Here is a 26,126-nt window from a genome sequence, read left to right as displayed (position 1 = left end):
CCCGCCCAGGCGCCGCAGGACGGCTGGCTGCTGGCGGGCATTCGTCGGACGATTCGCGCAGCACACCAACGTCGACGTCTGGTCGGCGAGCCGGGTCTCCACACGGACGCTGCTGCGCACCGACGACCGGGGCAACGCCGACTGTCTTCGACAGCGAGAGCCTGCGGCCGCTGGCCTCGTTCTCGCTGACATCCTTGGCCGGCACGCGCCGTCCGATCCTTGTTGGCATTCTGCGCGGAGATCCGCGTGGTCGACGCCCAGGGTGGCGTGCAGGACCTCGGCCTCGCAGCGCCGCAGCGTACCTTGCTGAAGGCCCGCGGTGCGCCGGTCACGATCTGCTCGTTCATGCAATGGATCGCGCCGTGAGACCCGCGACCCGAACGCGCCTGCGCGTGGCGCTCGGCGGACTGTGCATCGCGCTCGGCGGCAGCGCCGTCGAGGCCGCGACGCCCACCACCCCTGGGAACGCTCCCAGCTGGTGACATCGCCAGCGCTGGCCGACACTGCGGGCCGAACCCGCAACCGAGGAGAGGGCGCCGGCGCGCGTCCCGATCGATGGACCTGACCCAGTTCTCGCCGTCCTCGGCACTGATGACCGTCGTGCTGCTGGCACTGGCGCCGTTCGTCGCCGTGATGGTCACGTCGTTCACGAAGATCGTCGTCGTGCTGAGCCTGCTGCGCAACGCGCTCGGGTTGCAGCAGTCGCCGCCCAACGTCGTTCTCAACGGCCTCGCGCTCGTGCTGAGCCTCTACATCATGTTCCCGGTGGTGCAGTCGATGTCGGACCGCCTGCAGGGCTTCGACAACATCGCCGGCAACACCAAGACGATGCTGGCCGCGGCCGACACCGCCAAGGAGCCGCTGCGCGACTTCCTCGTCAAGCATGCGCCGCCGCGCGAGCGCGCGTTCTTCCTCAAGACCGCGCAGAAGTCGCTGCCGCCCGAGCGCGCGGCGCAGCTGAGCGATCGCGACTTCCTCGTCGTCGTGCCGTCCTTCACCGTCAGCGAGCTGTCGGCCGCGTTCCAGATCGGCTTCCTGATCTTCCTGCCCTTCCTGGTGATCGATCTCGTCATCTCCAACATCCTGATGGCGATGGGCATGATGATGCTGTCGCCGACGACGGTGTCGATGCCGTTCAAGCTGCTGCTGTTCGTGCTCGTCGATGGCTGGGTCAAGCTCGCGCACGGCCTGGTGCTCACCTACCACTGACGCGATGAACAGCCAGGCCCTCCAACTCACGCAGCAGGCGCTGTGGTACGTGATGCTGCTGTCGGCGCCGCCCATCATCGTGGCGGCGGTGGTGGGCCTCGTCGTGGCGGTGCTGCAGGCGGCCACGCAGATCCAGGAGCAGACGCTGCAATACGCGCTCAAGTTCTTCGCGATCGTGGTCACCATCTTCGTGACGGCCTCGATGCTGGGCGGCGGCCTCTACCAGTTCGCCGACCGCGTGTTCTCCGGCTTCGCAGGGATGGTGCATTAGTGCGGCCGCATTGAGATGGAGGCGCTCGAGCACGTCGACCTCTGGTCGTCGCAGGTCCTCGTCCTGGCGCTGTCGGCCACGCGCATCGCCGTCGCGTTCCTGCTGCTGCCGCTGTTCACGCAGGACACCATGCCCGCGCTGGTGCGCAACGCGGTCTTCCTCGCGCTGGCCGCGCTGTCGGTGGCGCTGCAGCCCGCCGTGGACGTCGCCCACTTCCATTCGGTCGACTGGCTGCGCCTGTTCGGCAAGGAAGTCTTCATCGGTGCGGTGATCGGCGTGCTGTTCGGCGCGGTGCTGTGGGCGTTCGATGTCGCGGGGCAGATCATCGACATGAAGACCGGCGCGTCGATGGCGCAGGTGATGGACCCGCTCTCCGGCCACCAGACGCCGCTGACGGCGGCCTTGCTGTCGCGGCTGGCCAGCATGCTGTTCATGTCCTCGGGCGGCTTCCTGCTGCTCGTGGGCCTGATGCTGCAAAGCTACGCGCTGTGGCCGGTCGGCGCGACCCTGCCTCCGCTCAAGTCGGGCGGGATGACGCTGATCGAAGCCGAGTTCGGACGCGTCGCCACGCTGGGCCTGCTGATCAGCGCGCCCGCGCTGGTGGTGCTCTACATCGTCGAGGCCGCCTTCGGGCTGATCAACCGCTATGCGCAGCAGCTCAACGTGTTCGCGCTGTCCAGCTCGATCAAGGTGCTCGCGTCGCAGGCGCTGCTGATCCTGTTGCTGTCGACCTTCGCACAGCTGCTGGTCGACGACATCGCCTCGCGTCCGCCCATCGTGCTGCGCAGCCTGAAGGCAATGCTGCGCTGACCCCCTGGGAACGATGCCAGTGGGCAGCGCGCGCCGGCCTCGCTAGAGTGGCGTCACGCAGGTTCATCATGGACATCAACACCTCTTCGCTCGCCCACCTCGCCTTCGGCGTCTCGCTCAACGCGGGCGGGCCTGCCGCGACCGGGTCCTTCGAGAGCACGCAGGACGCGACTGCCTGGTTCCAGGGCGACGCCGGCGGCGTACGGATCGCGCTGTCGGCCGGCCTGCCGGACACGGCCGACATCGGCACGCTGGCGCAGCGGGTGCTCCAGCACCTGACCGCGTAAGGGCGCGCCATGCTCAAGCCGCAGCCCGACTGGCTCGCGGCCGCGCAGGCGCTGGTCGACGGCCTGGACGCGTTGCCCGACGCGCAGGGGCGCACCGCGCTGATGGAGACGGTCTGCGCCGGCCTGGGCGACGCGCTTTATCCGGCCTTCGTCAACCTGCTGTGCCACATCGAACGCCAGGGCGAGCCGGCGGTGCAGGCGCTGGTCGCCGACGCGCTCGTCCAGGCCTTGCGCAGCGGACGCCTGCCCAGCGGACGGCTCGCGGCCTGGGGCACCGCGCTGCAAGGCGGTGGCGACGCCGGCGCCGCCTTCGGCCACGGCCGCAGCCTGGGCCCGGTCGAATACCTGTGCGCCTGGCATGCGCAGCCCAGCGGGCGCGAGCCGCTGCCCGCCAATGCGTTCGACGCGGCGCTGCAACCGCTGCTGCGCCTGGTCGGCGCCAGCGCGGATGCGCGGGCGCTCTACTGCGCGAAGCTGCGCGCCGATGCCCAGGATCCGCTCGGCGGCTCCTGGTCGCGCAGCGCGCGCCAGGGCGTGCTGGCGCTGGCCGATGCGTGGGAAGCGGGCGCACCAGCCGACGACGTCGCGGCCAGTTGCCTGGCCGCACTCAACGGCGGATCGTCGCTGGGTCGGCTGCGCGCCGGCCTGCTGGGCTGAACGCCGGCTTCAAGGGCCTCATCGGCACAAAAAACGTGTTCCTTGGCCGTTCTGTGTGAACGAGACCATGGCAAGCTCGGCGGCGACGGCTTCCGCCTTCCCCGGGAAGCAAGCAAAACGGGCCCTCATGGGCCCGCCTTCCTTTTTGGGCGTGCCGGTACGCGCGCACGCCATCCGCCAAAGCGGCCAGGCTCACGCCGCCCGCCCTGGGTCGCCACCCCGTCGGGTGCCGCACGCCAACAGGCCGATCAGGCTGACGCCCATCATCCATCCGATGCCCGGCTCCGGAACCACGCTGGCGATCAGCTGGAGTTCGAACTGTGGCAAGGTGAATCCCGCCTTGTACGGAAGGTTCAGGTCGACGTGCTCGTGGGGATTCACGTTGAAAGGCAGGTCGAAGTGCTCGCTGTTGAGGTCAATCTTCTGGCTGAGCACGCTCGGGTTGAGGACATTGGTGGCCCCCGTGCCCTTGTCGGCCGTCGGCGTCGGGGGCGGGCCCAGGAACGTGATGCCGTCGAGGGAGGGGTGGCTCACCTTGTCGGACGGACAGGTCAGGATCAGGACGGTGAAGTCGTCCCAGGGCTTGCCGGACTCGTTGATGGCGCGGATCGAGAATTCATCGCTGTTGACGCTTGGCACGCTGAAGCATCCGGATGTGGCGGTGAGCGTCGGACCGATGTCGACCGTCCCGAAATCGTATTCCGCATGGGCGAGCTCGACGGTGAACAGCAGCGGTGAGACCAGCAAGAACGTGACCGCCCCGTGGCTGCGCGACCGGGGGATGGCGCGAGGTGGCGAGATCGAGTGCGTGATTGCCATAGAGCCTCCTTTGGGATGAGGGAAGGAAGGCGGCGGCGCTGCTCGCCGGCAAGTTCAACCTCTGGAGCGGGACAGATCCGGTCGCCCGCTGTAGAGAATAGGTCGCCGCGCCCACCGACATAACCCCCTGAACGGCGAAATGAGTGCCTCATCGCACTCCAGCCGAGCTCGTCGACCAGCAGCTCGCTCTTCACAGCGTCGCCAACGGACCAGGGATCGAAAGCCGGCTTCAACTGGGCAGTGCCCCAGCCTGCGGCGTGGCTTCGCCCCACACCCGCTGCCGGCATCTCCCCGACACGCCGCTCTTGCGCGTCGATTGCGGGTATCACCCTGAGAGGGCGCTTGTGCCAGAACGGCTTCCAAGCCCGCCTCGTGGATACAAGAAAAAGAGGCCTGGCACCTCTGAAGGGCCAGGCCTCAATCAACAAAAATGCCTTTGGTCGGTTTCAGAACGGAATGTCGTCGTCCATGTCGTCGAACCCCGTCGAGGCCTTCGGGGCGGGACGGGGTGAGGCCGTCGGAGCCGGACGCGCGGCCGGGCGGGACGGGCGCTCATCGCGATCGCCGCCGTCGACGCCGTCGCGCGGAGCGAGGTAGCGACCGCCGCTGCCACCACCGCTGCCGGCTTCGTCGCCGCCGCTGTCGCGGCCGCCCAGCATCTGCATCTGCTCGGCGACGATGTCGACCGTGTTGCGCTCGATGCCGTCCTTGTCGGTGTACTTGCCGTATTTCAGGCGTCCCTCGATGTAGACCGGCTTGCCCTTCTTCAGGTATTCGCCGGCGATCTCGGCCAGGCGGTCATAGAAGGTGACGCGGTGCCACTGTGTGTCTTCGATGCTCTCGCCACTGGTCTTGTCCTTGCGGCGGCTGGACGTGGCGACCGAGACGTTGCAGATGGCGGTGCCGCTGGGCGTGTAGCGAACTTCCGGGTCGCGCCCGCAGTTGCCGATGAGGATGACCTTGTTGACTGACGCCATGTGCGTGCTCCAGGAAAGTTGGGGGACGGCTCCCCCGTGGCCGGCCGCCGGAAGTGGCGGCTTGAGGATTTCCGGGCCGTTCGGCGCCGGAAGCTGAGCCTGGATTATGCCGGGAGCCCGCCGCGGCGCCCTGGGCAAAACCTCGCATTCGGGCCCGGTTCGGCGCGGCCCGGTATGCTTCGCGCTGGTTCCAACCCGAGTCCGCCATGGCTATCGTCGCCGTCTACCAGTTCCGCGCCAAGTTCCGTTCCCATTCCGACCCGATGGACGCCCCGCCGGCCGTCGGCCTGTCCCGCGAGGGCCTGCTGCTGCTGAAACAGGCGCAGGACATCCGCTCGGACGCCGACGCGATCGCCGCGTGCACCCGGCTGACCGCCTTCGACGCCGTGATCAGCGCCTACGGCGTGATCGATCCGGCCAAGCTCGAGTTGCCGCAGAACAAGCCCTTCGCCCGGCTGTACGAAAAGGCGCTGGCCGACGGCGCCGCGATGAGCTACGACCCCAACTCGGCGCCGCCGGACGAGGCGCCCCACGTCACGCAGTGGGGCTTCCAGCGCACGGACTGACCCGCCGCGGCCGCGGACGGCCGGCTCAGGGCTCGCCGTCCCAGTAGTCGAGGTCGGTGTCGAGGCGGTTCATCCGCGCGAAGCCGAAGTCGCTGCCGGCCACGCGCGCGTTCGCGAGCACCTTGTTCGAGTCGGGGTACTCGACGACCTCGGGCGTGTCCCGGGTCGAGATCGACAGGTACTTCAACGGCGCGTCCGAGGTGTTGATCATCTGGTGCGGGTATTCCGGCCCCGGCGGCACGAAGACGACGTCGCCGGCCTTGACGGCCAGCATCTCGCCGGCCACGCGCATCGTGCCGTGGCCCTCGAGCACGATGAACATCTCCTCCTGCGCATGGTGCAGGTGGTACGGGCAGCCGCGCTTGCCGGGCTCCAGCACGTCGATGCTCGCGCCCAGCTTGAGCGCCGCGGTGCCGCGCGCCAGGCGGGCGCCCATGCCGTCGTAGAGCGGCTCGCGGGTCTCGCGCGCGAGCGGCACCTCGTTGAAGTTGCGGATCAGCCTCTCGCGCAGTTCTTCGGCTTTGGTCGACATCGTGTCTCCGGTCGGGTTCAGGGTCGTGCAAGCCATTCTGCGACACAGACCTTTACCCTGCCCGCGGCGCCTGCCTATCAACCGCGTGGCCGGGTGGGCCGTTGATCAGGAAGACGCCACGACGCATGACCCGCCTCCCCTTCGCTTCCCGGACACGAGCGCGCTGCACCGCCTGCGCGCTCGCGGCGGCGGGCGTGCTGGCCGCCTGCGGGACGTCGCCCACGGCGTCCCCGCTCGGCCCGGCGCCGGTCGTCGTGTTGCCCGACACCCACCAGGAAGCCGACGCCATGCGCGTGAGCACGCTCGATGCCCAGCGCGTCGACCGCGCGACGTTCGGCGTCGACGCGACCGTCCTGCAGCAGGTCGGCCGCCTCGGCTACGCGCGCTGGGTCGACGATCAATTGCACCCGAAGCCGTTCGCGCTGCCCGCGTCCGTCGACGCCCGCATCGCGGCGATGCGGATCGTGCGCGAGCCGCTGGCCGTGCGCCTGCGCGAGGATGTCAAGGACAAGAAGGCCGCCGACGCGGTGGCCGACGACGAGCAGAAGAAGAGCGCGCAGCAGGCCTACCAGAAGGGCCTGAACGCGCAGGCCGACGAGGCCGCGCAACGCTGGCTGCTGGTAGCCGTCGGCTCGCCCAACCAGGTGCAGGAGCGCCTCGTGTGGTTCTGGCTGAACCACTTCAGCATCGCGCAGAACAAGGCCAACCTGCGCGCGTTCGCGGGCGACTACGAGATCGCGCTGCGCGCGCACGCGCTCGGCAGGTTCCGCGACCTGCTCGAGGCCTCGGCGACGCACCCGGCGATGCTGCGCTACCTCGACAACGAGCGCAACGCCGCCGGCCAGATCAACGAGAACTACGCGCGCGAGCTGATGGAGCTGCACACGCTGGGCGTTGACGCCGGCTACACGCAGGCCGACGTGCAGGAGATGGCGCGCGTGCTCACCGGCCTGGGTGTGCGCGTCGACGCCGACGACGCCAAGGTCAAGCCGCCGCTGCAGTCGCAGTACGTGCACGCGGGGGCGTTCGAGTTCAACCCGAACCGCCACGACCAGAAGCCCAAGCAGGTGCTGGGGCAGGCGATCGCGCCGGCCGGCCTGGCCGAGGTGCGCCAGGTCCTCGACCGGCTCGCGCGCAACCCGGCCACCGCGCGCCACGTCAGCGCGCAGCTCGCGCAGTATTTCGTCGGCGACACGCCGCCGCCGGGGCTCGTCGACCGCATGGCGCAGCGCTGGCTCGCCACCGACGGCGACATCGCGCAGGTGATGAAGACGCTCCTGACCTCGCCCGAGTACGACGCGTCGCTGGGCCGGCACTTCAAGGATCCGTGGGAATACGTGCTGTCGGCCACGCGGCTCGCCTACGACGGCAACATCGTCGTCAACCCGCAGCCCCTGCTCAACGCGCTGCGCCAGCTGAGCGAGCCGCCATTCGGCCGCGAGACGCCCGACGGCTTCCCGATGATCGAGGCCGCGTGGGCCAGCCCGGGCCAGATGACGACGCGTTTCGACGTCGCCAGGAGCCTTGTCGGCGGCAATGGCGGTGGCAACGCCAACCTGTTCAAGGTCGACGGCCTGGCGCCGCCCGCGGCGCTGCCGAAGGCGCGCGTCGAGAGCGCGGCGTGGCTCCGCACGCAGGCCCCGCGCGAGTCCGAGGCGACGCGCCAGGCGCTCCTCGAGACGCTGCAGGCGCATCCCGGCGACTGGGCGTGGGCGGCCGTCGTGTCGCCCGAATTCATGCGCAACTGATCGAGGAGCCCGCCATGCAACGACGCCACTTCCTCAACGCCGCAATGGCCGGCCTGGCGATGAACGCGACGCGCACGTGGGCCGCGCCAGCGGGGTCGACGGTCGACAGCCGGCTGCTGGTCGTCTTCCTGCGCGGCGCGTACGACGCCTGCAACGTGCTGATCCCGCAGACCTCGTTCTACGCCGAGTCGCGGCCCAACATCGCCATCGCGCGGCCCGGCGTCGGCGCCAACGCGGCGCTCGCGTTCGATGCCGACTGGGCGCTGATGCCGGCGCTGCAGTCCACGCTGTATCCGCGCATCCAGGCCGGCGAGGTCGCGTTCATTCCGTTCGCCGGCATCGGCGACCTGTCGCGCAGCCACTTCGAGACGCAGGATCGCGTCGAGCTGGGCCTGCCGCTGCCCGGCGACGCGCTCGCACCCGGCACGCCGCGGCCCGATACCACCCAGGGTTTCCTCAACCGCCTGGCCCAGGAACTCGGCGCACGGCTGGATTCCGATCAGCGCGTGATGTCGTTCACCGACCGCCTGCCCACCGTGCTGCAGGGCCGCCGCATGGTCACCAACACCAGCCTCGCGCGCACCGCCAAGCCCGCCACGGACGCGCGCCAGGCCGCGCTGCTGCAGAAGATGTACGCGGGCACGACGCTGGAGCGCGGCGTCGCCGAGGGCCTCGACACGCAGAAGCAGGTCGCCCTCGAGATGGCCGACGAGATGCAGCGTGCCAGCCGCGACGCCGTCACGCCCAAGGGCTTCGAGCTCGAGGCTACGCGCATCGCGCGCCTGATGCGCGACCAGGTGCGCATCGGCTTCGTCGACGTCGGCGGCTGGGACACCCACGTCGGCCAGGGCGGCGCCACCGGCGCGCTGGCCACGCGCATCGGCGACCTCAGCCGCGGCCTGGACGCCTTCGCGCGAGAGATGGGTCCGGCGTGGCGCGACACCGTTGTCGTCGTGATCAGCGAGTTCGGCCGCACGTTCAAGGAGAACGGCAACCGCGGCACCGACCACGGCCACGGCACCGCGTACTGGGTGATGGGCGGCGGCGTGAAGGGCGGCGTGCGCGGCGAGCAGGTCGCGCTGACCAGCCCCGCGTCGTTGAACCAGGGTCGCGACTGGCCGGTGCTCAACGACTACCGCGGCGTGTTCGGCGGGCTGTTCCAGCGCATGTACGGCTTGGACGCGGAGCAGCTGCAGCGCGTGTTTCCCGGTGGCGCGCCGCGCGACATCGGGCTCGTCTAGGCAGCCGCTGATCGCGCGCACAGGATCGCGCCTTGCCGACGTCCCGGGACACACAAACCACCCGGAGACTCCGCACATGACCGATACCACCCTGGCCAGCGACTTGCGCGCGGGCGTCCCCGCGCGGCCCTACGCGCCAGCCGCCGCCGACCTGCATTCCAGCCGACACACCTCCGGCGTGTCCTGGGGCGCGATATTCGCCGGCGCCGCGGGCGCGGCGGCACTGTCGCTGATCCTGCTGATCCTGGGTGTCGGGCTCGGGCTGTCGTCCGTCTCGCCGTTCGCGGGCTCGGGCGCCAGCGCGACGACCTTCGGCGTCTCGACGATCGTCTGGATCACGTTCACGCAGCTCGCGGCCTCGGGCATCGGCGGCTACCTTGCCGGACGCCTGCGCACGCGCTGGGCGTCGACGCATGTCGACGAGGTCTACTTCCGCGACACCGCGCACGGCTTCCTGGCCTGGGCCATCGCGACGCTGGCGACGGCCGCGATGCTGACCTCGGCGATCGGCGGCATCCTCGGCACGAGCGCCAGCGCGGTGGGCTCGGTGGCGGGCGGTGCGGCGACGACCGCCGCCGCCGCTGCGGCCCCGGCCGCTGCCGGTGCGATGAAGCCGGAGGCTCCGGCCGCGAGCAACGGCTACTTCGTCGACAGCCTGTTCCGCAAGGACGCATCGGCACCTGCTGCCGCAGCGTCTGCGCCGATCGGCAATGGCGGCGACGCGGCCCCGATGGGCGCCGAAGCCGGCCGCATCTTCGCGAGCGGCCTCGAGGCCGGCGCGCTGCCGCCGGACGACGTCAAGTACCTCGGCCAACAGGTGTCGCAACGCACCGGGCTGCCGCAGGCCGACGCCGAGAAGCGTGTCAACGACACCTTCGCGCGCATGAAGGCCAAGGCCGACCAGGCCAAGGCCGACGCGAAGGAAGCCGCGGACAAGGCGCGCAAGGCCTCGGCCTACGCCGCGCTGTGGCTGTTCATCTCGCTGCTCGCCGGCGCCTTCGTCGCCAGCTTCTGCGCCACGTTCGGCGGTCGCCAGCGCGACCTCGTCTAAACACACCCGGAGACTTCCATGCGCTCACTGCTTCTGCTGTTCCTCGGCGTTCCGCTGCCCATCATCATCCTCATTGCGCTGTTCTCGCACTGATCCTCGAAAGGACATCCCATCATGGCCACTGCAAGCCGCAAGACGACCCAGGCGCCCGCGAAGCGGGCGACGAGCGCCGTCGCCAGCAAGACCACCCCCCGCGCGGCGCGCGCTCCCAAGGCGCCCGTCGCCCAGGAAGCCACCGCGCTGCTGAAGGCCGACCACAAGCTGGTCAGCAGCCTGTTCGAGCAGTATGAAAAGACGCGTTCGACGGCAAGGAAGAAGACGCTCGTCGCCAGCATCTGCATGGAGCTGGGCATCCACGCGAAGGCCGAGGAGGAGATCTTCTATCCGGCCGTGAAGGCCGCGCTGAAGGACAAGGAGCTGGTTCCGGAAGCGACGATCGAGCACGCGTCGATGAAGGAGCTGATGGCCCAGGTCGAGGGCAAGGAGCCCGATGGCGAGATGTTCGATGCCAAGGTCAAGGTGCTGTCCGAGTACGTGAAGCATCACGTCAAGGAAGAGGAGACCGAGATGTTTCCCAAGGCGCGCAAGACGAAGCTCGACATGAAGGCGCTGGGCGCGCAGATCGCGGCGCGCAAGGACGAGCTCAAGGCGTCGTGGCCGCTGTCGGAAGACAAGCCGGGCATCCTGAGCCGCGTGGTCGAAGCGATTTCCTGAGCGCGGCCGCGTCGCCGCCCGGTCCGCGGCGCCGATTCCGGCCGGAATCGGCGCTTCGGCGCTGGTCCGCTTTACCCGCGCCCTGTACCATGGAGGCCTTGTCTTCCGGCTGTCGTGCGAAACGCGCGATGCGCCCGCACCGGCCTTTTCCGTGTCTGAATTCGACTACGACGACTACGACTTCGATTCCCTGCCCGCCACGCGTCCCGCGGGGGCGGAGGCCAACGAGGCCGTGCGCGTCGCCGCCGATCCGGCCCGGCGGCGAGGCGCCACCGACGCCGACCTGCACGGCATCCTGCAGCAGGTCTTCGGCTACAGCGCCTTCCGCGGCGAGCAGCAGGACATCATCCAGACGGTGAGCGCCGGCGACGACGCCATGGTGCTGATGCCCACCGGCGGTGGCAAGAGCCTGTGCTACCAGGTGCCGGCGATCGCGCGGCATCGCGCCGGGCTGGGCGTCACGCTGGTCATCAGCCCGCTGATCGCGCTGATGCACGACCAGGTCGGCGCGCTCGAGGAACTCGGCGTGCACGCGGCCTTCCTCAACTCGTCGCTGACCGGCGAGGAGGCGTCGCGCGTCGAGCGCGAGATGATGAGCGGCCGGCTGGTGATGCTCTACGCCGCGCCTGAACGCGTCACCAACCCGCGTTTCATGGGCATGCTGACGGCGCTCGACGAGCGCGGCCTGCTGAGCCTCGTCGCCATCGACGAGGCGCATTGCGTCAGCCAGTGGGGCCACGATTTCCGCGAGGACTACCTGCAGCTCGCGCAGCTGCACGAGCGCTTCCCCAACGTGCCGCGCGTGGCGCTCACCGCCACCGCGGACGACCACACGCGCGCCGACATGCGCGAGCGCCTCGCGCTCACCGGCGCGCGCGAGTTCATCTCGAGCTTCGACCGGCCCAACATCCGCTACGCGATCGTCGAGAAGGACGAGGCGAAGAAGCAGCTGATCCGCTTCCTGCGCGACGAGCACGAGGGCGACGCCGGCATCGTCTACTGCCAGAGCCGCAAGAAGGTGGAGGAGACCGCGGCGTGGCTCAGCTCCGAAGGCATCTCCGCGCTGCCGTACCACGCGGGCCTGGACGCCGACGTGCGCCGCCGCCACCAGGACCGCTTCCTGCGCGAGGACGGCCTGGTGATGTGCGCCACCATCGCGTTCGGCATGGGCATCGACAAGCCCGACGTGCGCTTCGTCGCCCACCTGGACCTGCCCAAGAACATCGAAGGCTACTACCAGGAGACCGGCCGCGCGGGCCGCGACGGCGAGGCCGCCGACGCCTGGATGGCCTACGGCCTGGCCGACGTCGTCAACCAGCGCCGCATGATCGACGAGAGCCCGGCCGGCGACGAATTCAAGAAGATGCAGCGCGGCAAGCTCGACGCACTGCTGACGCTGGCCGAGGCCCACGACTGCCGCCGCGTGCGGCTGCTGGCGTACTTCGGCGAGAAGAGCTCGGCCTGCGGCAACTGCGACAACTGCCTCAACCCGCCGGCGACGTGGGACGCGACCGAGGCCGCGCGCATGGCGCTGTCCACGGTCTATCGCTTCCGCCAGCACTCGGGCCTCTCCTTCGGCGCCGGCCACCTGATCGACGTGCTGCGCGGCAAGGTCACCGACAAGACGACGCAGCACGGCCACGGCTCGCTGTCGACGTTCGGCATCGGCGCGAAGTGGTCGGAGCAGCAATGGCGCGGCGTGATCCGCCAGCTGCTGTCGCTGGGGCACCTGCAGTCCGAGGGCGAGTACAACACGCTGGTGCTGACCGACAGCGCGCGCGCGGTGCTCAAGGGCGAGGTGCCCGTCCTGCTGCGCGAACATCGCGAGACGCCCAAGGGCTCGGGCCGCACGCGGCGCAGCAGCACCAGCTCGGGCGGCCGCAGCACGTCGGCCCCCATCAAGCTCGACGCCGACGGCGACCAGCGCTTCGCGGCTCTGCGCGCCTGGCGCTCCGAGGTGGCGCGCGAGCACAACCTGCCGGCCTACATCGTCTTCAACGACGCGACACTGGCGCAAATGGCCCAGCAGGCGCCGTCCACGCTGGACGAGCTGTCCGGCATCAGCGGCGTCGGCGCGAAGAAGCTCGAGGCCTACGGGCGCGAGATCCTGCGGGTGCTCGAGTCCGCCGCGGGCTGACGACAGCGCGCGCAAGTCCCCAGGCCGGCAGCGACCGGGCATCCACGCGATGATGCGTCGCTCGCGCCTGTGCGCGCGTCACGCGCAAGCGGCAGCGACGCTGCGACGACGGCGCCACCTCAGCCAGACATGTCCATCGCCTCCACCCGTTTCGCGTCCTTCGTTCCGCTGCTGTTCGTCGTCCTCTGGAGCACCGGCTTCATCGGCGCCAAGCTGGGCCTGCCCGATTGCGAGCCGCTCACGCTGCTGAGCCTGCGCTACGGCGCGGTGCTGGTGCTGATGGGCGCCATCGCGCTCGCCACGCGCGCGCCCTGGCCCGCGACCCCGGCGCAGTGGGGGCACATCGGCGTGTCGGGGCTGCTGATCCACGCGGTCTATCTCGGCGGCGTGTTCACGGCCATCCGGCTGGGGTTGCCGGCGGGCGTCACGGCGCTGGTCGTCGGGCTGCAACCGGTGCTGACCGCCCTCGGCGCCGGCCTGTTCCTGCGCGAGCGCGTGCGCGCTCCGCAGTGGCTCGGACTCGCGCTGGGCCTGGCGGGCGTCGTGCTGGTCGTCGCACACAAGGTCGCGGGCTCCGGCGGTCCGGCCGCCGCGACGCTGCTGGTGCCGGCGGTGACCGCGCTCGTCGGCATCACGGCGGGCACGCTGTACCAGAAGCGTTTCTGCCCAGCCTTCGACCTGCGCACCGGCTCGGTCATCCAGTTCCTGCCCAGCCTCGTCGCCACGGCGCTGGTGGCCTGGCGCACCGAGACGATGGTCGTGCACTGGACGCCGGCGTTCGTCTTCGCGCTCGGCTGGCTCGTGCTCGTGCTGTCGCTGGGCGCCGTGAGCCTGCTCAACGTGCTCATTCGCAGCGGCAGCGCAGTCAACGTCGCGAGCCTGTTCTACCTGACGCCGCCGGTGACGGCGCTGATCGCCTGGGCGATGTTCGGCGAGACGCTCACGGGCCTCGCGCTCGCGGGGATGGCGGTGACGGTGTCCGGGGTATGGCTGGCGCGCAAATGAGCGCACCGCGGCCTCAGTTGTACTCGCGCTCGTCGCGCGCCTTCAGCAGCTTGGGTGTGATCTCCACGGTGTTGACCGTGTCCGACACCCACACCGTCCCGTCCTGGATCGTGATCTGCCACGCCATCGTGCGCGCCACCATCTTGCCGAGCGCCTGCGACACGTCCGGGTCGATCGACCACACTTCCACCTTCGGCGCGCGATTGAGCTTGCCCACCAGCGCGGCCCACCAGATCGGCGTCGACGCGATGTAGCTGTAGACGGTGACCTTCTCGGCGCGGCTGCTCGCCTTCGCGAGGCGGCGATCGTCGGGCTGGCCGACCTCGATCCAGTGGATGACCTGGCCCGTGAGGTCCACTTGCCAGAGATCGGGCTCGTCGACATCCCACAGGCTCTTGGCGAGCACGAGGTCGCCCTTCTCGTTGTCGGCCGGCACGTTCAGCGCGTAGGCCAGCACGCGCATCAGCATCCGCTCGTCGGTCTCCGACGGGTGGCGCGCGATGGTGAGCTCGTGGTCGCCGTAGATGTTGCGGTCCATGTCTGCGAGCTGCAGGCGGACCTTGTGGATCGTTGCTTTGAGGGCCATGGGTCCATTGTCGCCGCTATAGCGAAGCGTCCCCGCACAGCACGAGCGTGCGGCCGCCCATGTCGAACTGGATCGACACGGTGAAGCACATGCGCGAGCCCTGCAGCGTCATGTACGGACGCGTCACCTGCGCGATGTTGGGCGAGGCCTCGGCGCCGCGGAAGTAGGCGCGGCGCGACCAGCGCGCCTGGCGCGTGTCGTGCAGCGGCGCGAAGCGCTCGACGCTTTCGAGCTGCTGCTGCGAGAAGCCATCGCGGAACGCGTTGCCCACGACCTGGCGGCCCTGCTTGTCGAGCAGGTAGCACATGTCCGAACCCGGCTGCGAGAGGAAGCGCCGGCAGGCCTCGTCCATCGAGGCGCCGCCCGCCAGCAGCACGCTGGCCAGCTCGATCGACTGCTTGTAGGGCGACATCTGCTCCTGCCACAGCCGGTCGTCGCTGGCCGACTGGCGATCGAAGCGGTCCCACGCCGCGCGCAACGCGTGCAGGCCGGTGATGCCGGCGAGCTCGGGGCCGGGCCGGCCGAAGTGGTAGCCCTGCACGAAGTCGACGTCGCAACGCAGCGCGGTGTAGGCACCCTCGTCGGTCTCGATGCCCTCCATCAGCACCAGGCAGCCGCATTCGTGCAGCAGCGACACCATCTGCGAGGCGATGCGGCGCGCATGCGCGTCGACCTCCGCGCGCACGACCACGCTGCGATCGAGCTTGACGATCTCCGGCCGCAGCCTGAACACGCGGTCGAAATTGGAGTGGCCGGCGCCGAAGTCGTCGAGCGACACCAGGCAGCCCAGCTCGCGCAGCTCGTCGACGCGGTGATCGAAGTCGGCGTCGTCGGGCAGCGACGATTCCAGCACCTCGATCACGACCTGCCCGGGCCGCAGGCCGTGCCGGGCGAGCGTGTCGTCGATCTGGCGGATGCTTGGCCCGGACGGGTCCGCCAGCGAGCGCGGGTGCATGTTGAGGAACAGCCACTCGTCGGCGTCGCGCCCGGCATAGGCCGCCAGGTGCTGCAGCAGCGCGGCGCGGTCGAGGGCGATGCGCGCCTCGTCGCTGGCGGCGTCGGCGAACAGTTCCATCGGAGCCACGGGCGCGCCGGTGGCCAGCGTCGTTGCGCGCAGCAGCGCCTCGTGGCCGACCGCGCGATGGTGCGTCAGGCTGTAGATCGGCTGGAAGTGCGAGGCGAGCCGATATGGGCCGTACTCGGAAGTCGTGCCCATGCCGGTGGCGGCCGGCTTGGGCAACGGCGCATCGGGGCGGGCATCAGGAACGGCGGTCATGGCGGCGGTGGCGACCTGGCTGGACAGGAATGGCAGCGCCGGCGCTCGTGGCGGCCGGGCGGCGCGGGACGGTTTCGCGGCGAATTCGTGCGCGGCAGTGAACCATGCAAGAACCTCGCCGGCCGCCGGCCGAACCTCCTGGATCGGCCGCGACGGCGCCAAGTTGAGCACATCTGTCCGGCCGCCGCCGCCCGCGGCGGCGCCGGGCGTGCCATATTTCGCCGCACTCGGCCCGGATGCAACGGAAACGCTTCCAACGGCGGGCTCAGTCCTGCATGCGCATCAAGGTGTTGATGCTCGCGGCCGACTCCAGCAGGCGCGGCAGCAACCGCTTGCGCATCTGGTCGGGCGGCATGCGCTGGTCCTGCGCGCTGACGTTGATCGCGGCCACGACGCGGCCGCTGCGGTTGACGATGGGCGCCGCCATCGACACCAGCCCCTCCTCGAGCTCGCCGTGCACCAGCGCGTGGCCGTCGCGCCGCACGTCGTCCAGCAGCGCCATCAGCGCGTCGATGTCGGTGACGGTGCGCGCGGTGCGGGCCATGCGCGGCGCGCGCGCGAGGCGTGCGCGCCGCTCGGTCTCCGGCAAGCCGGCCAGCAGCACGCGGCCCATGGCCGTGCAGAACGCCGGCAGCCGGCTGCCCGGGCCGAGGCTGATCGCCATGATCTTCTTGGCCGGCACGCGCAGCACGTAGACGATGTCGTCGCCATCGAGCACGGCGGCCGACGACGACTCGTGGATGTCCTGGACGAGCTCCTCCATCACCGGCTGCGCCAGGTGCCACACCGGCTGCGAGCTGAGGTATGCGAAGCCCAGCTCCATCACGCGCGGCGTCAGGCGGAACAGCCGCCCCTCGGCCTCGACGTAGCCCAGCTGCTGCAGCGTCAGCAGGATGCGCCGCGCCCCCGCGCGCGTGAGGCCGCTGCGCTCGGCCGCTCCCGTGAGCGTCTGCGCGGGCGCATCGGCGCCGAAGCTGCGCAGCACCGCCAGGCCGCGGGCGAACGACTGCACGAAGGCATCGCCGGGACGGCTGGCGGCCGACGGCGATTCGTCGGCGGCAGCGGGGGATTGGTCGGACATGGCGCGATTCTCGCTCGACCGCGAACCTAGAATGGCCCATGCAGGTTCGCGCCCCGACGAACCCTCGAAACGGGAGTCATGACGGACGGTCTTTCGCCACCCGCGCCGCCCCGCCTGTTCGGCGCCGAGCGGCTCGTCGGCCTGTTGCGCACGCAGCGCTGGATGTGGGCCGAGGCCTCCTGCAAATGGACGCGCCGTCCGCTGCCCAGCGCGGACTACGCGCGCCGGCTCGGCGAGGGCCAGCGCTTCACGCTGCGGCGCGGATCGTGGATGTCGGTGCTGGTGCCCATGGTCGTCGTCGCGCAGTTCGTCGACGTGCTCGTCGCGCAGGGCGTCATCCACCTGGCCATCGGGCCCGCGCATCGTGCGATTGCGCACGGCCTGCTGCTGTTCGCGTCCGTGTGGATGGTGGCGTGGGCGGTGTCGCTGCGCAGCGCGACGCAACACATTGATCACGTCCTGGGTCCGCACGCGTTGACCCTCGCCATCGGGTTCAACCAGCTGTGCCGCCTGCCGCTCGCGGCGATCGCCGGCATTCGGACCATCGATCATCAGTCCGCGCGCGGCAACGACGACTGGCACGACGTCCACCAGCTGAAGCCACGCGAGGTGACGCTGCTGAGTCCGCTCGACAGGCCCACGCTGCTGATCGAGCTCGCCGCCGGCCCGAACGGCACGTGCTGGACGCGCAACGGCGCGGCCAGGCCCCTGAAGCGCTGGGTCGCCGTCTACGTCGACCAGCCCGACGCGATGCGCGCCGCCGTGGCGGCCGCGATCGCCGAACTGCCGCCTTCGGCCGCGCGGCAACCCTGATTTCGGTGACGGATCGCACAGTCGGCGGCCCTCGCCCCGGCTCACCCGTGACACTTGGCAACGTCGATTGACGCCCCCCGGGTGCGATGCGTAAATCCACGAGCCTGCCGTCACCGCGAGTCCGCCGCGCCATGCCTCTTCGCCGCCTGAAGTCCGCCCCGTTCGCCGCGCTCGCGTTGGCCCTGTCTGCGCTGCTGACCGCCTGCGGCGGCGGATCGCCCGGCGGCAGCACGACGACCGTGCCCCCGGCTGCCACCTACACGGCCGCCTCCGGCGTCGCGCAGAAGGGGCCGATGACGGCCGGTTCGACCGTCACCGCGCGCGAGCTGGGCCTGAACCTGTCGGCCACCGGCAACCAGTACACGTACGCGACGACGTCCATGGGCGCGTTCACGCCGAGCGACAAGTACGCCTCCGCGCTGCTCGCCGTCACCGCCACCGGCACGTACGCCGACGAGGTGACGGGCGCGGCGTCCGACGGCCCGGTGACGCTGAAGTCCTACGCGAACCTCGGCACCGAGACCGTGCTGAACGTCAACGTGCTCACCACGCTCGCGTTCACGCGCATCAACACGCTGCTCAACACCAACGGCATGAGCTTCGCGGACGCGCGCGCGCAGGCGGAACGCGAGGTGCTCGCCACCTTCGGCGTCGTGCTGGGCGCCTCGCCCGGCGCGTTCGGCTCGCTGGATGCGAGCGCCGACACCGACGGCGGCCACCTCCTCGCGGCGCTGTCCAGCGTCGTCGTGCAGGGCCGCACGTCGGCGCAGGTGAATGCGCTGCTCGCGACGCTGCAGGCGGACATCGCGAGCAACGGCGCCAACGTCGCGAGCGCGGACCGGCAGCCGCTGGTGCTCAGCGCGCAGGCGCTCGACCTCGCCAAGGTGGCCGCGAACCTGTCGGCGATCTACGGCAAGCCGGTCGACGCCAACGCGCTGGCGCAATGGCTCGACCAGGACGGCGACGGCGTGATCGCGCACGACGAGTTCCGCGTCGACGACGCCACGCCCGCGTCGAGCTTCGCGCTGCCCGCCGACTTCGTCGCGGCGCGCGCGGGCATGGCCGTCACGACCACGGCGGGGCAGCTGGTCGTCAACGGCACGGCCGTCACCGGCGCGGCCACCTGGAAGGCCGGCGACACGGTGGCGCTCGCCGCGCCCGCCACGCTGCCGGACGGCGTGCTCAAGGCCTACCTGCAGGCCGGCGGCACGCGCGTCGCGCGCGTGACCTTCGTCAAGGGCCTCACGGCCATTGCCATCGCACCGACCAGCGGCGCGCTGCCGCTGGGCATCTCGCAGCGCTTCACGGCCACCGGCACCTATGCCGACGGCCACACGGCCGACGTCTCCGACTCGGTCACCTGGACCTCGAGCGCGCCCGCGGTGGCCGACATCGGCGCGGCCAGCGGCCTGGCCGACGCGCTGACGCTGGGCGCGACGACGATCACGGCGAGCTCGGGCACGGCCAGCGGCACGCTGTCGCTCCACACCGTCGCGGCGACGATCCAGTCCATGGTCGTCGCGCCGGCCACGCTGCAGACCGGCGTGGGCATCACGCGCCGCTTCACGGCCACCGGCACCTTCTCCGACGGCAGCGTCGCCGACGTCACCTCGAGCGCCACGTGGGCCACGCAGACCGCCGGCGTCGCGTCGGTGAGCAACGGCGCGGCCAGCGGCCTCGCGATCGGCACCACCAGCGTCACCGCCACGCTCGGCACGGTGGCCGCCAGCGCCAGCGTCGCGGTCACCACCAACACCTGGACCGCCGCGCCGCCCATGCCCACCGAACGCGTGGCCGGCCACACGGCCACGCTGCTGACCGGCGGCAAGCTGCTGGTCGCCGGCGGCGTGAAGTCGGCCGGCGCGGGCACCGCGGCGGCCGACGTGTTCGACCCGGTCGCTCTCACGTGGACATCGGTCGCGCCGATGAACGTGATGCGCTCGTCGCACGCCGCGACGCTGCTGGCCGACGGCCGCGTGCTGGTCACCGGCGGCTCGACGGTGTCGTCGACCGCCGCCAAGGGCTACGTCAACAACGCGAGCGCCGAGATCTACGATCCCGTGACCAACACGTGGACGGCCACCCCGCCGATGGGCGCCGCGCGCTCGCACCACACGGCCACGCTGCTGCCCGACGGCAAGGTGCTGGTGGTCGGGGGCGAGAACGCGCAGTACCTCGTCGAGCCGACGGCGGAGATCTACGACCCGGTCGCCAACACGTGGTCGGCGCCGCGCTCGCAACCGATCGCCCGGCGCTCGCAGCACACCGCGACGCCGCTGCCGTCCGGCCTCGTGCTCATCGCCGGCGGCTTCGACATCGTCAACGGCCTGCTGACGCCGCTCACCAGCGCCGAGCTCTACGACCCGGTGCTGCACACGACGACGAGCACCGACAGCCACGGCGTCACGACGGCCCTCGTCACCGGCGGCCAGGACTTCACCGCCACCACGCCCATGGCCTTCACGCACTACGGCCACAGCGCCACGCGCCTGGCCGATGGCCGCGTGGTCGTGGTCGGCGGCAACACCACGCAGACCGAGATCTACGATCCGGTGGCCGGCGGCTGGACGACGCAGGGCGCGACCGCGGCCACGCACACCTCGCACGGCGCGGTGCTGCTGGCCGACGGCCGCATCCTCGTGGCCGGCGGCACGCAGTTCGCGCAGCCGGCGGCCGAGCTGTTCGATCCGGCCAGCGGCGTCTGGACCGCCGCGGCGACGATGCTGGTGACGCGCAGCAATCCCACCGCGACGCTCATGCCGGACGGCTCGGTGATGGTGTGCGGCGGTGCGCTGGACAGCGCGGGCGTCGACTGCGAGACGTGGTGGTGAGACGCCTCGCGAGGCGCGCGGATATCGGCGCCTGAGCGGCCCGCGAGGCCCAACCGTGGGGGGTATGCGCGCCTGCGCCCGGGCGTCAGGGCGAACGCGTTGCTCGAAGGCCGGAGATAGGGATAGTGCCGCCATCGCACGAGGAGGATCGTCGCGGTCCCTGCCCTCAGATCCAAGGAGATCACCATGGCTGCAACCCTCCGTTCGCTCGTCAGCGCCCTCGAAGACGATCCCTATTGCGGCACGCGTCCGCCGCATTGGCCGGGTGGCCCGCTGCGCCTGGGCTCGATCGAGGAGATCATCGCGACCCGCTTCGACGCGGTCGAGATCAACCCGCAACCGCTGCCGCCGGTCGCCCGCGCGGCGACCGCCGTGGCCTTCCAGCAGGTGCGCCTGTACCAGCTCGGTCAGTCGCTGCAGTTGCATGGTGGCGCCGCCGCCGAGATGGGCGGCCAGATGAGCGCCTTCGCGTCGGACATGTTCGACGACTGGTGCGGCTCGGTGCCGCTGAGCGTGCTGATCGCCTGGCTGCTGCACCACAACCCGCCGCCGCCGCAGCCGTGGTGGCTGGAGGAGATCTCGCTGTCGGTCTCGCAGCTGAACCTGGCGGCGCGCATGGAAGGCTCCGTCGGCGGCGCCGTGCAGCACGCGGCCATCGGCATGCTCAAGCAGCAGATCGCGTCGCTGCAGGCGGCGCAGACGAACCGTCAGGCCGAGTAATCGTCGACCGCGACGCCGGGCCTCGCCCGGCGTTTCTCTGCCGGCGCGCCGCGATCACCAGGCGCGATCGATCGCCTTGGTCACTGCGCCGGCCAGCGATTTCTGGAACTGCTGGTCGTTGTTGACCTGGTCGGTGATCGTGCGGCTGAACGCGCCGTGCGTCCAGAAGTCCGCGACCGTCTCCACGATCGTGCCCGACGCATTCGAGCCGTGCACGCTCGCGTTGGTGGTGTTGGCCCGGGTCACGCCGACCGTGATCGGCGGATTGCCCTGGTGTACCGCCAGGTCGAACTCCACCACCAGCCCGAAGCCGACGCGGAAGGCCGGGTCGGCATAAGAGCCGAAGACCGTGGGCGTCGTCGTGTGGAACTCGACGTTGTTGCCCGGCACGGTCATCGCCACATGCCATTGCTGCGGCCCCTTCGGCGACCACGCGGCCGTCATCTCCCCGATGGACGCATGCGCGTCATAGCCGCTCGTGCCGCGGCGGAATTCGCGGCCATTGACGGCCTTCTGCACGCGCTCGGCCACGACGGCGCGGCCCACGTCGTCCCACGCCTCCTTGAGCACGCGCTGCAGCTGCCCGTTCGGCTGGGCGAGCTTGGTCACCTTGTTCGGATAGTCGGTTTCGTAGGGCAGGGTGAAGTCCAGGCCGACCGCCTGGTGTCCGCCGCCCGCCGGACAGGCGCCCTTGGCGGGAAAGCCGTTGAAGAACATCGCCTCGCAACGCCCGCAGAATCGCCACTTGCCCTGCGAGGTGGGCGTCTCGGGCGTGCTGTGCGGCAGCGTGAACTCGAAGCCGTGGGCCTCGTGGCCGCCGTGTGCCGGGCAGGCGCCCTTCTGGGGCATGCCGTTGAAGAACATCACCGAGCACTTGCCGCAGAAGCGCCAATGGCTTTGCGCCTTGGGCGTCTCCGGCACGCCGTACGGCAGCACGAACACCAGCCCGGCCGCCTCGTGCGCGCCGCCGGCGGCGCAGACGCCCTTGGCCGGAAAGCCGTCGTAGAACAGCGACGAGCACTTGCGGCAGAAGCGCCAGGAGCCTTGCGCAGCGGCGGCGGCGGTGGATGGCAGCAGCAGTCCGCTCCAGACCAGCCCCGTGCCGGCGACTGCCAGCGCGACACGACGATCGACGAGATGCGACATCTGGGCCACCCCCGGGAAACGCGCGCGCCATGAAAGCCTGGCGCACGGCCAAGTCTGGAAGCGGGTCTCTCCCCGGTCAACCGGCGCGGGGCGGCGGCATAGGGAGAGGCAGCGACGTTAGGGGTGCGCGCCGCGGCGCAGCGGCTGCGGCCGGCCCTGCGCCGGGATTCAGCGCCGCAACGCGTCCATTTCTTCGCGGCGCAGGACGACGGTGCGCTCCTCGTCGTCGTGCTCGGCGTCGGCCTGGAATTCGGTCTCGAGCTGATCGAGCAGGCTGTTGAGCTCCCCGCTCGCGACATCCCGCCACAGGCCGATCCGGCGTGACCGCAGCTCGGGCTTGCGCAGCATCGCGTCGATGTCGAACACGAAGCCGGTGGCCCGGCGCAACGCGAATCGGATACGGCTCCGCAGGATTTCCTGATCGGGCGTCAGCAGCTGGCTCATCGTCTTGACCCTCCACGCGCTCCCCGATCGAATCCGCCTCCTCGACCCTCAAGGAGCTGCGCGTCGTCGTTGTCGCGATTTGTATCTGGCCCCAGTCTAAGACGACGACGGCGTTTTGGGAGCACTTTTTGACCCCCCACGATTGGGGGTTTCGCCAGATCGGTTCAGGATGCGAACCGGTCATGGATCCCTTGCGTGGGACGGGGCCACGACCTGTGGCCGGACGTCATGGACACCTGCGAAAGAGTCGAAGCGGCTGGGCCCTGAAACGCAAAAAGCCCTCGACTCCGGCAGGAATCGAGGGCTTGGATGTTCTGGTGGCCTGGGGCTCCCGCTGAAGACAGTGGTTAGCCTTTGCGATGCTTGAATGCGTCGTTATGGAGGCGCGAGAGTTGCTGCCAGAATTCCCGTCGCTCGAAAAGTCGGCTGCGGTGTGGGATCCAGCGCGCTTAAATATTAAGCACTTTCGGCGGGGATCGAAGCTGCGATTTCGACTGCGACGATCATCTTCCCAACGTCGTCTGATTGCAAGCGATGCCGGCTTGAAAGTAGGTTGGCGCGGGTAGGTTTATGCCTCGCGACGAAGACGACTCGAATCCGTCTGGGACGTTGTCGATCGGCAGGGGACACGTTGAGCACTGCCGGTACACGGCTGTATTCGGACATGACCAACGGCGCCTGATGGCAACCTCAAATTGGTCTACCCTAACCGTGCGTCGATGCCGAGTCGAGCGGGCCGGTTAGTTGAACATAACTTGGCTGATCTCGCAGGATTGCATGCAGTCGAGATCGGGGCGTCTCACCGGCACCCAATTGTTGGGTAAGGCCGATCTGGAGGAAAGGTCACTACCCGAGTCTCGAGTCGCTACTGGAGGGGCTCAAAGGCACAAGTTTGGCCCGGCTGGGGAAGTCCGACTGGCTCGGTCCTGCCGGTACTGTTGCGCTGCCGAGACTCGCCGATTTTTGGCGCCCGTGGCGTCGCGACGCGGCGACGGACGCGGGTTGTAAAACAGTCCCTCGAACCGCTTAAGACGCATCAAAGAGTTCTACTGTTGTATCGCCATGCAATTTGGCGTACACTGCATTCACAGTAGAACTCTTTGCTATAAATGTTTAGCCCACTCAACGCACTTTCCCAGGTTTTCACCGCCGTGGTATTCCGGGATCAGCCCCCCCAGGAAGATCCAAAGGGCAACGTGCGCGCGCTGGCGATTAGGGATCTTGTGTCGAGCAAGCCACTGCAATGGCACGATTTGCCACGGGTGGCTGTACAGGACAAGTATCTCGCTCACTGTCTTCAGCCCGGCGACGTCGTGATTCCGTCGAGGGGCGACTACTACAAGGCCTGGCTGTTCCCTCAAGCAGAAGAGCCTGTGCTCCCAGTTGGGCAGTTGAATGTCATTCGTCCGTCGCCAAGCATAGATGCTGGCTACTTGGTCTGGTACCTGAACCTGAAGGCAACGCAGGCAAAGATTTCCCTGATGCTGACCGGTTCCAGCATCAAGGCGCTCACCAAGACTTCACTGGTTTCGCTGGAGATCGAAACGCCCGACCTTCCAAGGCAACGGCGAATCGCCGAGCTGGACCAGACTACGCGACGAATCAGGGCCATCCGGCATCGGTTGAGCGAGCTGGACGATGCCGAAATCGCCTATGTCACCAGTCAACTGCTGCGTGCGGGGGGTGCCCATGCTTGAACTCAAACTGCAGCGCGCGATTGACGAAGCCGTGAGGACCGCAGGTCACATTCTTCGCGGTGCTGCCGACGTGAGCGACTTTCGGGATTTCGTCCTGGCGATGCTCCTGCTGAAGTACCTCTCAGACTCTACCCTGTACACCCATGGCACAAAGATTGGGTTGACAGTTCCGGCCGCATGGGTGGTGCCTGAGGGTTCGGACTTCTACACGTTGCACGCAGCCAGGCACCAAGCGGGCAACGGCAAACGCATCGACGACGCGCTCCGAGCCATCGAAGACGCCAACCCGTCTCTGCGGTCTGTCTTCCAAGGAAGGGGATTCAACTCAACGGCCCTGGGCAACTATGAGCAGAAGGATCGAGTGCTGTCGGAACTGCTGACTAGCTTCCAGGCCGCAGCCCTTGATTTTCGCGGGGGAGGATCGCCAGCGGCAGATGCCGTCGCCTTCGCTTGCGATTCACTCATCAGGCAAGCCGCGGAGGTAAGCGGAAGGCGAGGAGGAGAGTTTTTCACCCCTCCGGAAATCTCGCGGCTTATCGCTGGATTGTTGCAGCCTGAGGCTGGAGAAAGCGTCTGCGATCCGTGCTGCGGATCTGGCACGCTTCTGCTTACATGCAGTCAATTGGCGCGCGCGAAGTCCGGTCAACAAGGCTGCGCTCTGTACGGCCAGGAGAAGAATGGCAGCACATGGGCACTGGCCAAAATCAACATGGTTTTGCACGGCGAAGCACTAGCAGATCTTGCATGGGGCGACACGCTACGCGACCCAAAGTTGCTCACCAATGATGGCCGCAGCCTCCTAACCTTCGACGTCGTCGTGTCCAGCCCTCCTTTTTCCTTGCGGGACTGGGGGCACGAAAATGCCGAGCTTGATGCCTTTCAACGTTACGGCCGAGGCGTTCCTCCTCGCGCTGCTGGCGACTATGCGTTCATCAGCCACATGGTCGAAACGCTCAAGCCCGAGACAGGCCGGATGGCCGCGGTCGTCTCACTCGGCGTGCTGTTTCGGGGCGGTGCAGAGCAGCAGATTCGGGAGCGGCTCCTGCAGGAAAACCTGATCGACGCTGTGATTGCGTTGCCCGCGAAGATGCTCCCGCACACGGGCATCCCGGTTGCGCTCTTTATATTGCGCAGGGACAAGCTCGACAACAGCGTGCTCTTCATCGATGCCAGTCGAGACTACCAACACGGCAAGACCCAGAACTTGCTCCGTGAAGAAGATATTGCACGCATTCAGACCGCATACCAAGCTCGGCATGATGTTGAACGGTACGCGCGTTTGGTGCCGCTACCAGAGATTCTGCACAACGACAGCAACCTCAGTGTAGGGCGCTACGTTGACGCGACAGAGGACGAAGCGGCGATCGATGTGAGCGCGCTGCGGTCTGAACGCGCGCAACTCAATGACGAAATGGAAGCCCTGGAGGCTAGGTTGGCCGTGCTGCTGCGAGAGGTAGGCAATGTATAGCGCAAAGGAAAACGGCCGCATACGCGGCCACCTCCTCTAT

Annotated in this window: 26 protein-coding genes; 18 read left to right on the top strand and 8 right to left on the bottom strand. The window is 69.1% G+C overall.

Going from position 1 to position 26,126, the window contains the following annotated elements; translation table 11 throughout:
* Positions 1 to 222: 222 nt before the first annotated feature.
* From LPC04_RS27660 to LPC04_RS27635, 6 genes are all read left to right on the top strand, one after another.
* A complete protein-coding gene (locus tag LPC04_RS27660; protein ID WP_275685564.1) occupies positions 223 to 366 on the top strand; it encodes a hypothetical protein in 144 nt (47 codons plus the stop codon).
* A gap of 189 nt (positions 367 to 555) precedes the next feature.
* The gene (sctR, locus tag LPC04_RS27655; protein ID WP_275685563.1) at positions 556 to 1,209 is read left to right on the top strand and encodes a type III secretion system export apparatus subunit SctR; all 654 of its coding nucleotides are present in this window, start codon (positions 556 to 558) and stop codon (positions 1,207 to 1,209) included.
* A 4-nt stretch (positions 1,210 to 1,213) separates the two neighbouring features.
* The gene (gene sctS, locus LPC04_RS27650; protein ID WP_275685562.1) at positions 1,214 to 1,480 is read left to right on the top strand and encodes a type III secretion system export apparatus subunit SctS; all 267 of its coding nucleotides are present in this window, start codon (positions 1,214 to 1,216) and stop codon (positions 1,478 to 1,480) included.
* Between the two features lie 15 nt (positions 1,481 to 1,495).
* Positions 1,496 to 2,290, top strand: a complete 795-nt coding sequence (gene sctT, locus LPC04_RS27645) for a type III secretion system export apparatus subunit SctT (protein ID WP_275685561.1) — start codon at positions 1,496 to 1,498, stop codon at positions 2,288 to 2,290.
* A gap of 68 nt (positions 2,291 to 2,358) precedes the next feature.
* Entirely contained in the window at positions 2,359 to 2,577 is a 219-nt protein-coding gene (locus LPC04_RS27640; protein WP_275685560.1) for a hypothetical protein, read from the top strand.
* A gap of 9 nt (positions 2,578 to 2,586) precedes the next feature.
* Positions 2,587 to 3,234: a hypothetical protein gene (locus tag LPC04_RS27635; RefSeq protein ID WP_275685559.1), complete on the top strand. Its 648-nt coding sequence runs from the start codon at positions 2,587 to 2,589 to the stop codon at positions 3,232 to 3,234.
* A gap of 192 nt (positions 3,235 to 3,426) precedes the next feature.
* Here the strand turns inward: LPC04_RS27635 and LPC04_RS27630 are convergent, their stop codons facing one another.
* A complete protein-coding gene (locus LPC04_RS27630; RefSeq protein ID WP_275685558.1) occupies positions 3,427 to 4,053 on the bottom strand; it encodes a hypothetical protein in 627 nt (208 codons plus the stop codon).
* 446 nt (positions 4,054 to 4,499) lie between these two features.
* Positions 4,500 to 5,030 (bottom strand): single-stranded DNA-binding protein, encoded by a 531-nt coding sequence (ssb, locus tag LPC04_RS27625; protein WP_275685557.1) that lies wholly within the window; start codon positions 5,028 to 5,030, stop codon positions 4,500 to 4,502.
* 206 nt (positions 5,031 to 5,236) lie between these two features.
* Here ssb and LPC04_RS27620 point away from each other — a divergent pair, with 206 nt between their 5' ends.
* On the top strand, positions 5,237 to 5,596 hold the full coding sequence (locus LPC04_RS27620) for a hypothetical protein (protein ID WP_275685556.1): 360 nt from the start codon (positions 5,237 to 5,239) through the stop codon (positions 5,594 to 5,596).
* Positions 5,597 to 5,621: 25 nt separating this feature from the next.
* Here the strand turns inward: LPC04_RS27620 and LPC04_RS27615 are convergent, their stop codons facing one another.
* Positions 5,622 to 6,128 (bottom strand): cupin domain-containing protein, encoded by a 507-nt coding sequence (locus LPC04_RS27615; RefSeq protein WP_275685555.1) that lies wholly within the window; start codon positions 6,126 to 6,128, stop codon positions 5,622 to 5,624.
* Between the two features lie 125 nt (positions 6,129 to 6,253).
* On the opposite strand from LPC04_RS27615, the gene LPC04_RS27610 reads away from it, so the two are divergent.
* The 6 genes from LPC04_RS27610 to LPC04_RS27585 all read left to right on the top strand — a co-directional run bounded on the left by LPC04_RS27610 (position 6,254) and on the right by LPC04_RS27585 (position 14,024).
* On the top strand, positions 6,254 to 7,876 hold the full coding sequence (locus tag LPC04_RS27610; protein WP_275685554.1) for a DUF1800 domain-containing protein: 1,623 nt from the start codon (positions 6,254 to 6,256) through the stop codon (positions 7,874 to 7,876).
* Between the two features lie 14 nt (positions 7,877 to 7,890).
* Complete coding sequence (locus LPC04_RS27605) at positions 7,891 to 9,117, top strand: DUF1501 domain-containing protein (RefSeq protein WP_275685553.1); 1,227 nt, start codon at positions 7,891 to 7,893, stop codon at positions 9,115 to 9,117.
* A gap of 76 nt (positions 9,118 to 9,193) precedes the next feature.
* The gene (locus LPC04_RS27600) at positions 9,194 to 10,168 is read left to right on the top strand and encodes a hypothetical protein (protein WP_275685552.1); all 975 of its coding nucleotides are present in this window, start codon (positions 9,194 to 9,196) and stop codon (positions 10,166 to 10,168) included.
* A gap of 114 nt (positions 10,169 to 10,282) precedes the next feature.
* The gene (locus tag LPC04_RS27595) at positions 10,283 to 10,882 is read left to right on the top strand and encodes a hemerythrin domain-containing protein (protein WP_275685551.1); all 600 of its coding nucleotides are present in this window, start codon (positions 10,283 to 10,285) and stop codon (positions 10,880 to 10,882) included.
* Between the two features lie 295 nt (positions 10,883 to 11,177).
* Entirely contained in the window at positions 11,178 to 13,019 is a 1,842-nt protein-coding gene (gene recQ / locus LPC04_RS27590; protein ID WP_275685613.1) for a DNA helicase RecQ, read from the top strand.
* A 129-nt stretch (positions 13,020 to 13,148) separates the two neighbouring features.
* Positions 13,149 to 14,024, top strand: a complete 876-nt coding sequence (locus tag LPC04_RS27585; protein ID WP_275685550.1) for a DMT family transporter — start codon at positions 13,149 to 13,151, stop codon at positions 14,022 to 14,024.
* 13 nt (positions 14,025 to 14,037) lie between these two features.
* Here the strand turns inward: LPC04_RS27585 and LPC04_RS27580 are convergent, their stop codons facing one another.
* The 3 genes from LPC04_RS27580 to LPC04_RS27570 all read right to left on the bottom strand — a co-directional run bounded on the left by LPC04_RS27580 (position 14,038) and on the right by LPC04_RS27570 (position 16,967).
* Positions 14,038 to 14,610 (bottom strand): YaeQ family protein, encoded by a 573-nt coding sequence (locus tag LPC04_RS27580; RefSeq protein WP_275685549.1) that lies wholly within the window; start codon positions 14,608 to 14,610, stop codon positions 14,038 to 14,040.
* Positions 14,611 to 14,626: 16 nt separating this feature from the next.
* Entirely contained in the window at positions 14,627 to 15,886 is a 1,260-nt protein-coding gene (locus LPC04_RS27575) for an EAL domain-containing protein (protein WP_275685548.1), read from the bottom strand.
* A 265-nt stretch (positions 15,887 to 16,151) separates the two neighbouring features.
* The gene (locus LPC04_RS27570) at positions 16,152 to 16,967 is read right to left on the bottom strand and encodes an IclR family transcriptional regulator domain-containing protein (RefSeq protein WP_275685547.1); all 816 of its coding nucleotides are present in this window, start codon (positions 16,965 to 16,967) and stop codon (positions 16,152 to 16,154) included.
* Between the two features lie 78 nt (positions 16,968 to 17,045).
* Here LPC04_RS27570 and LPC04_RS27565 point away from each other — a divergent pair, with 78 nt between their 5' ends.
* The 3 genes from LPC04_RS27565 (at position 17,046) to LPC04_RS27555 (ending at position 21,331) form a co-directional block, all read left to right on the top strand.
* Positions 17,046 to 17,780, top strand: a complete 735-nt coding sequence (locus LPC04_RS27565; RefSeq protein WP_275685546.1) for a hypothetical protein — start codon at positions 17,046 to 17,048, stop codon at positions 17,778 to 17,780.
* A gap of 131 nt (positions 17,781 to 17,911) precedes the next feature.
* Complete coding sequence (locus LPC04_RS27560) at positions 17,912 to 20,611, top strand: Kelch repeat-containing protein (protein ID WP_275685545.1); 2,700 nt, start codon at positions 17,912 to 17,914, stop codon at positions 20,609 to 20,611.
* 186 nt (positions 20,612 to 20,797) lie between these two features.
* A complete protein-coding gene (locus tag LPC04_RS27555) occupies positions 20,798 to 21,331 on the top strand; it encodes a hypothetical protein (protein WP_275685544.1) in 534 nt (177 codons plus the stop codon).
* A gap of 54 nt (positions 21,332 to 21,385) precedes the next feature.
* On the opposite strand, the gene LPC04_RS27550 is transcribed toward LPC04_RS27555, so the two are convergent.
* Positions 21,386 to 22,477, bottom strand: a complete 1,092-nt coding sequence (locus LPC04_RS27550; protein ID WP_275685543.1) for a hypothetical protein — start codon at positions 22,475 to 22,477, stop codon at positions 21,386 to 21,388.
* Between the two features lie 168 nt (positions 22,478 to 22,645).
* On the bottom strand, positions 22,646 to 22,921 hold the full coding sequence (locus LPC04_RS27545) for a hypothetical protein (RefSeq protein ID WP_275685542.1): 276 nt from the start codon (positions 22,919 to 22,921) through the stop codon (positions 22,646 to 22,648).
* A 1,109-nt stretch (positions 22,922 to 24,030) separates the two neighbouring features.
* Between LPC04_RS27545 and LPC04_RS27540 the strand changes: the two genes are divergently transcribed.
* Together LPC04_RS27540 and LPC04_RS27535 are read left to right on the top strand one after the other, a co-directional pair.
* Positions 24,031 to 24,618 carry a restriction endonuclease subunit S gene (locus LPC04_RS27540; protein ID WP_275685541.1) on the top strand — a complete coding sequence of 196 codons (588 nt, stop codon included), beginning with the start codon at positions 24,031 to 24,033 and terminating at the stop codon, positions 24,616 to 24,618.
* Positions 24,611 to 26,086: an N-6 DNA methylase gene (locus tag LPC04_RS27535; protein ID WP_275685540.1), complete on the top strand. Its 1,476-nt coding sequence runs from the start codon at positions 24,611 to 24,613 to the stop codon at positions 26,084 to 26,086. Before LPC04_RS27540 ends, LPC04_RS27535 begins: the two co-directional genes overlap by 8 nt.
* Positions 26,087 to 26,126: the final 40 nt, after the last annotated feature.

Origin of the sequence: Scleromatobacter humisilvae, assembly GCF_023231945.1 — a bacterium.
Taxonomy (GTDB): Bacteria; Pseudomonadota; Gammaproteobacteria; order Burkholderiales; family Burkholderiaceae_C; genus Scleromatobacter; species Scleromatobacter humisilvae.
Note: the sequence above shows the minus strand (reverse complement) of the source record. Positions and strands in the feature narration are given on the sequence as shown.

Excerpts from the sequence above, each read along its gene's own strand:
- sctR (WP_275685563.1), top strand. The coding sequence starts at position 556 with ATGGACCTGACCCAGTTCTCGCCGTCCTCGGCACTGATGACCGTCGTG.
- sctS (WP_275685562.1), top strand. The coding sequence starts at position 1,214 with ATGAACAGCCAGGCCCTCCAACTCACGCAGCAGGCGCTGTGGTACGTG.
- sctT (WP_275685561.1), top strand. The coding sequence starts at position 1,496 with ATGGAGGCGCTCGAGCACGTCGACCTCTGGTCGTCGCAGGTCCTCGTC.
- LPC04_RS27640 (WP_275685560.1), top strand. The coding sequence starts at position 2,359 with ATGGACATCAACACCTCTTCGCTCGCCCACCTCGCCTTCGGCGTCTCG.
- LPC04_RS27635 (WP_275685559.1), top strand. The coding sequence starts at position 2,587 with ATGCTCAAGCCGCAGCCCGACTGGCTCGCGGCCGCGCAGGCGCTGGTC.
- LPC04_RS27630 (WP_275685558.1), bottom strand. The coding sequence starts at position 4,053 with ATGGCAATCACGCACTCGATCTCGCCACCTCGCGCCATCCCCCGGTCG.
- ssb (WP_275685557.1), bottom strand. The coding sequence starts at position 5,030 with ATGGCGTCAGTCAACAAGGTCATCCTCATCGGCAACTGCGGGCGCGAC.
- LPC04_RS27620 (WP_275685556.1), top strand. The coding sequence starts at position 5,237 with ATGGCTATCGTCGCCGTCTACCAGTTCCGCGCCAAGTTCCGTTCCCAT.
- LPC04_RS27615 (WP_275685555.1), bottom strand. The coding sequence starts at position 6,128 with ATGTCGACCAAAGCCGAAGAACTGCGCGAGAGGCTGATCCGCAACTTC.
- LPC04_RS27610 (WP_275685554.1), top strand. The coding sequence starts at position 6,254 with ATGACCCGCCTCCCCTTCGCTTCCCGGACACGAGCGCGCTGCACCGCC.
- LPC04_RS27605 (WP_275685553.1), top strand. The coding sequence starts at position 7,891 with ATGCAACGACGCCACTTCCTCAACGCCGCAATGGCCGGCCTGGCGATG.
- LPC04_RS27600 (WP_275685552.1), top strand. The coding sequence starts at position 9,194 with ATGACCGATACCACCCTGGCCAGCGACTTGCGCGCGGGCGTCCCCGCG.
- LPC04_RS27595 (WP_275685551.1), top strand. The coding sequence starts at position 10,283 with ATGGCCACTGCAAGCCGCAAGACGACCCAGGCGCCCGCGAAGCGGGCG.
- LPC04_RS27585 (WP_275685550.1), top strand. The coding sequence starts at position 13,149 with ATGTCCATCGCCTCCACCCGTTTCGCGTCCTTCGTTCCGCTGCTGTTC.
- LPC04_RS27580 (WP_275685549.1), bottom strand. The coding sequence starts at position 14,610 with ATGGCCCTCAAAGCAACGATCCACAAGGTCCGCCTGCAGCTCGCAGAC.
- LPC04_RS27575 (WP_275685548.1), bottom strand. The coding sequence starts at position 15,886 with ATGACCGCCGTTCCTGATGCCCGCCCCGATGCGCCGTTGCCCAAGCCG.
- LPC04_RS27570 (WP_275685547.1), bottom strand. The coding sequence starts at position 16,967 with ATGTCCGACCAATCCCCCGCTGCCGCCGACGAATCGCCGTCGGCCGCC.
- LPC04_RS27565 (WP_275685546.1), top strand. The coding sequence starts at position 17,046 with ATGACGGACGGTCTTTCGCCACCCGCGCCGCCCCGCCTGTTCGGCGCC.
- LPC04_RS27560 (WP_275685545.1), top strand. The coding sequence starts at position 17,912 with ATGCCTCTTCGCCGCCTGAAGTCCGCCCCGTTCGCCGCGCTCGCGTTG.
- LPC04_RS27555 (WP_275685544.1), top strand. The coding sequence starts at position 20,798 with ATGGCTGCAACCCTCCGTTCGCTCGTCAGCGCCCTCGAAGACGATCCC.
- LPC04_RS27550 (WP_275685543.1), bottom strand. The coding sequence starts at position 22,477 with ATGTCGCATCTCGTCGATCGTCGTGTCGCGCTGGCAGTCGCCGGCACG.
- LPC04_RS27545 (WP_275685542.1), bottom strand. The coding sequence starts at position 22,921 with ATGAGCCAGCTGCTGACGCCCGATCAGGAAATCCTGCGGAGCCGTATC.
- LPC04_RS27540 (WP_275685541.1), top strand. The coding sequence starts at position 24,031 with ATGTTTAGCCCACTCAACGCACTTTCCCAGGTTTTCACCGCCGTGGTA.
- LPC04_RS27535 (WP_275685540.1), top strand. The coding sequence starts at position 24,611 with ATGCTTGAACTCAAACTGCAGCGCGCGATTGACGAAGCCGTGAGGACC.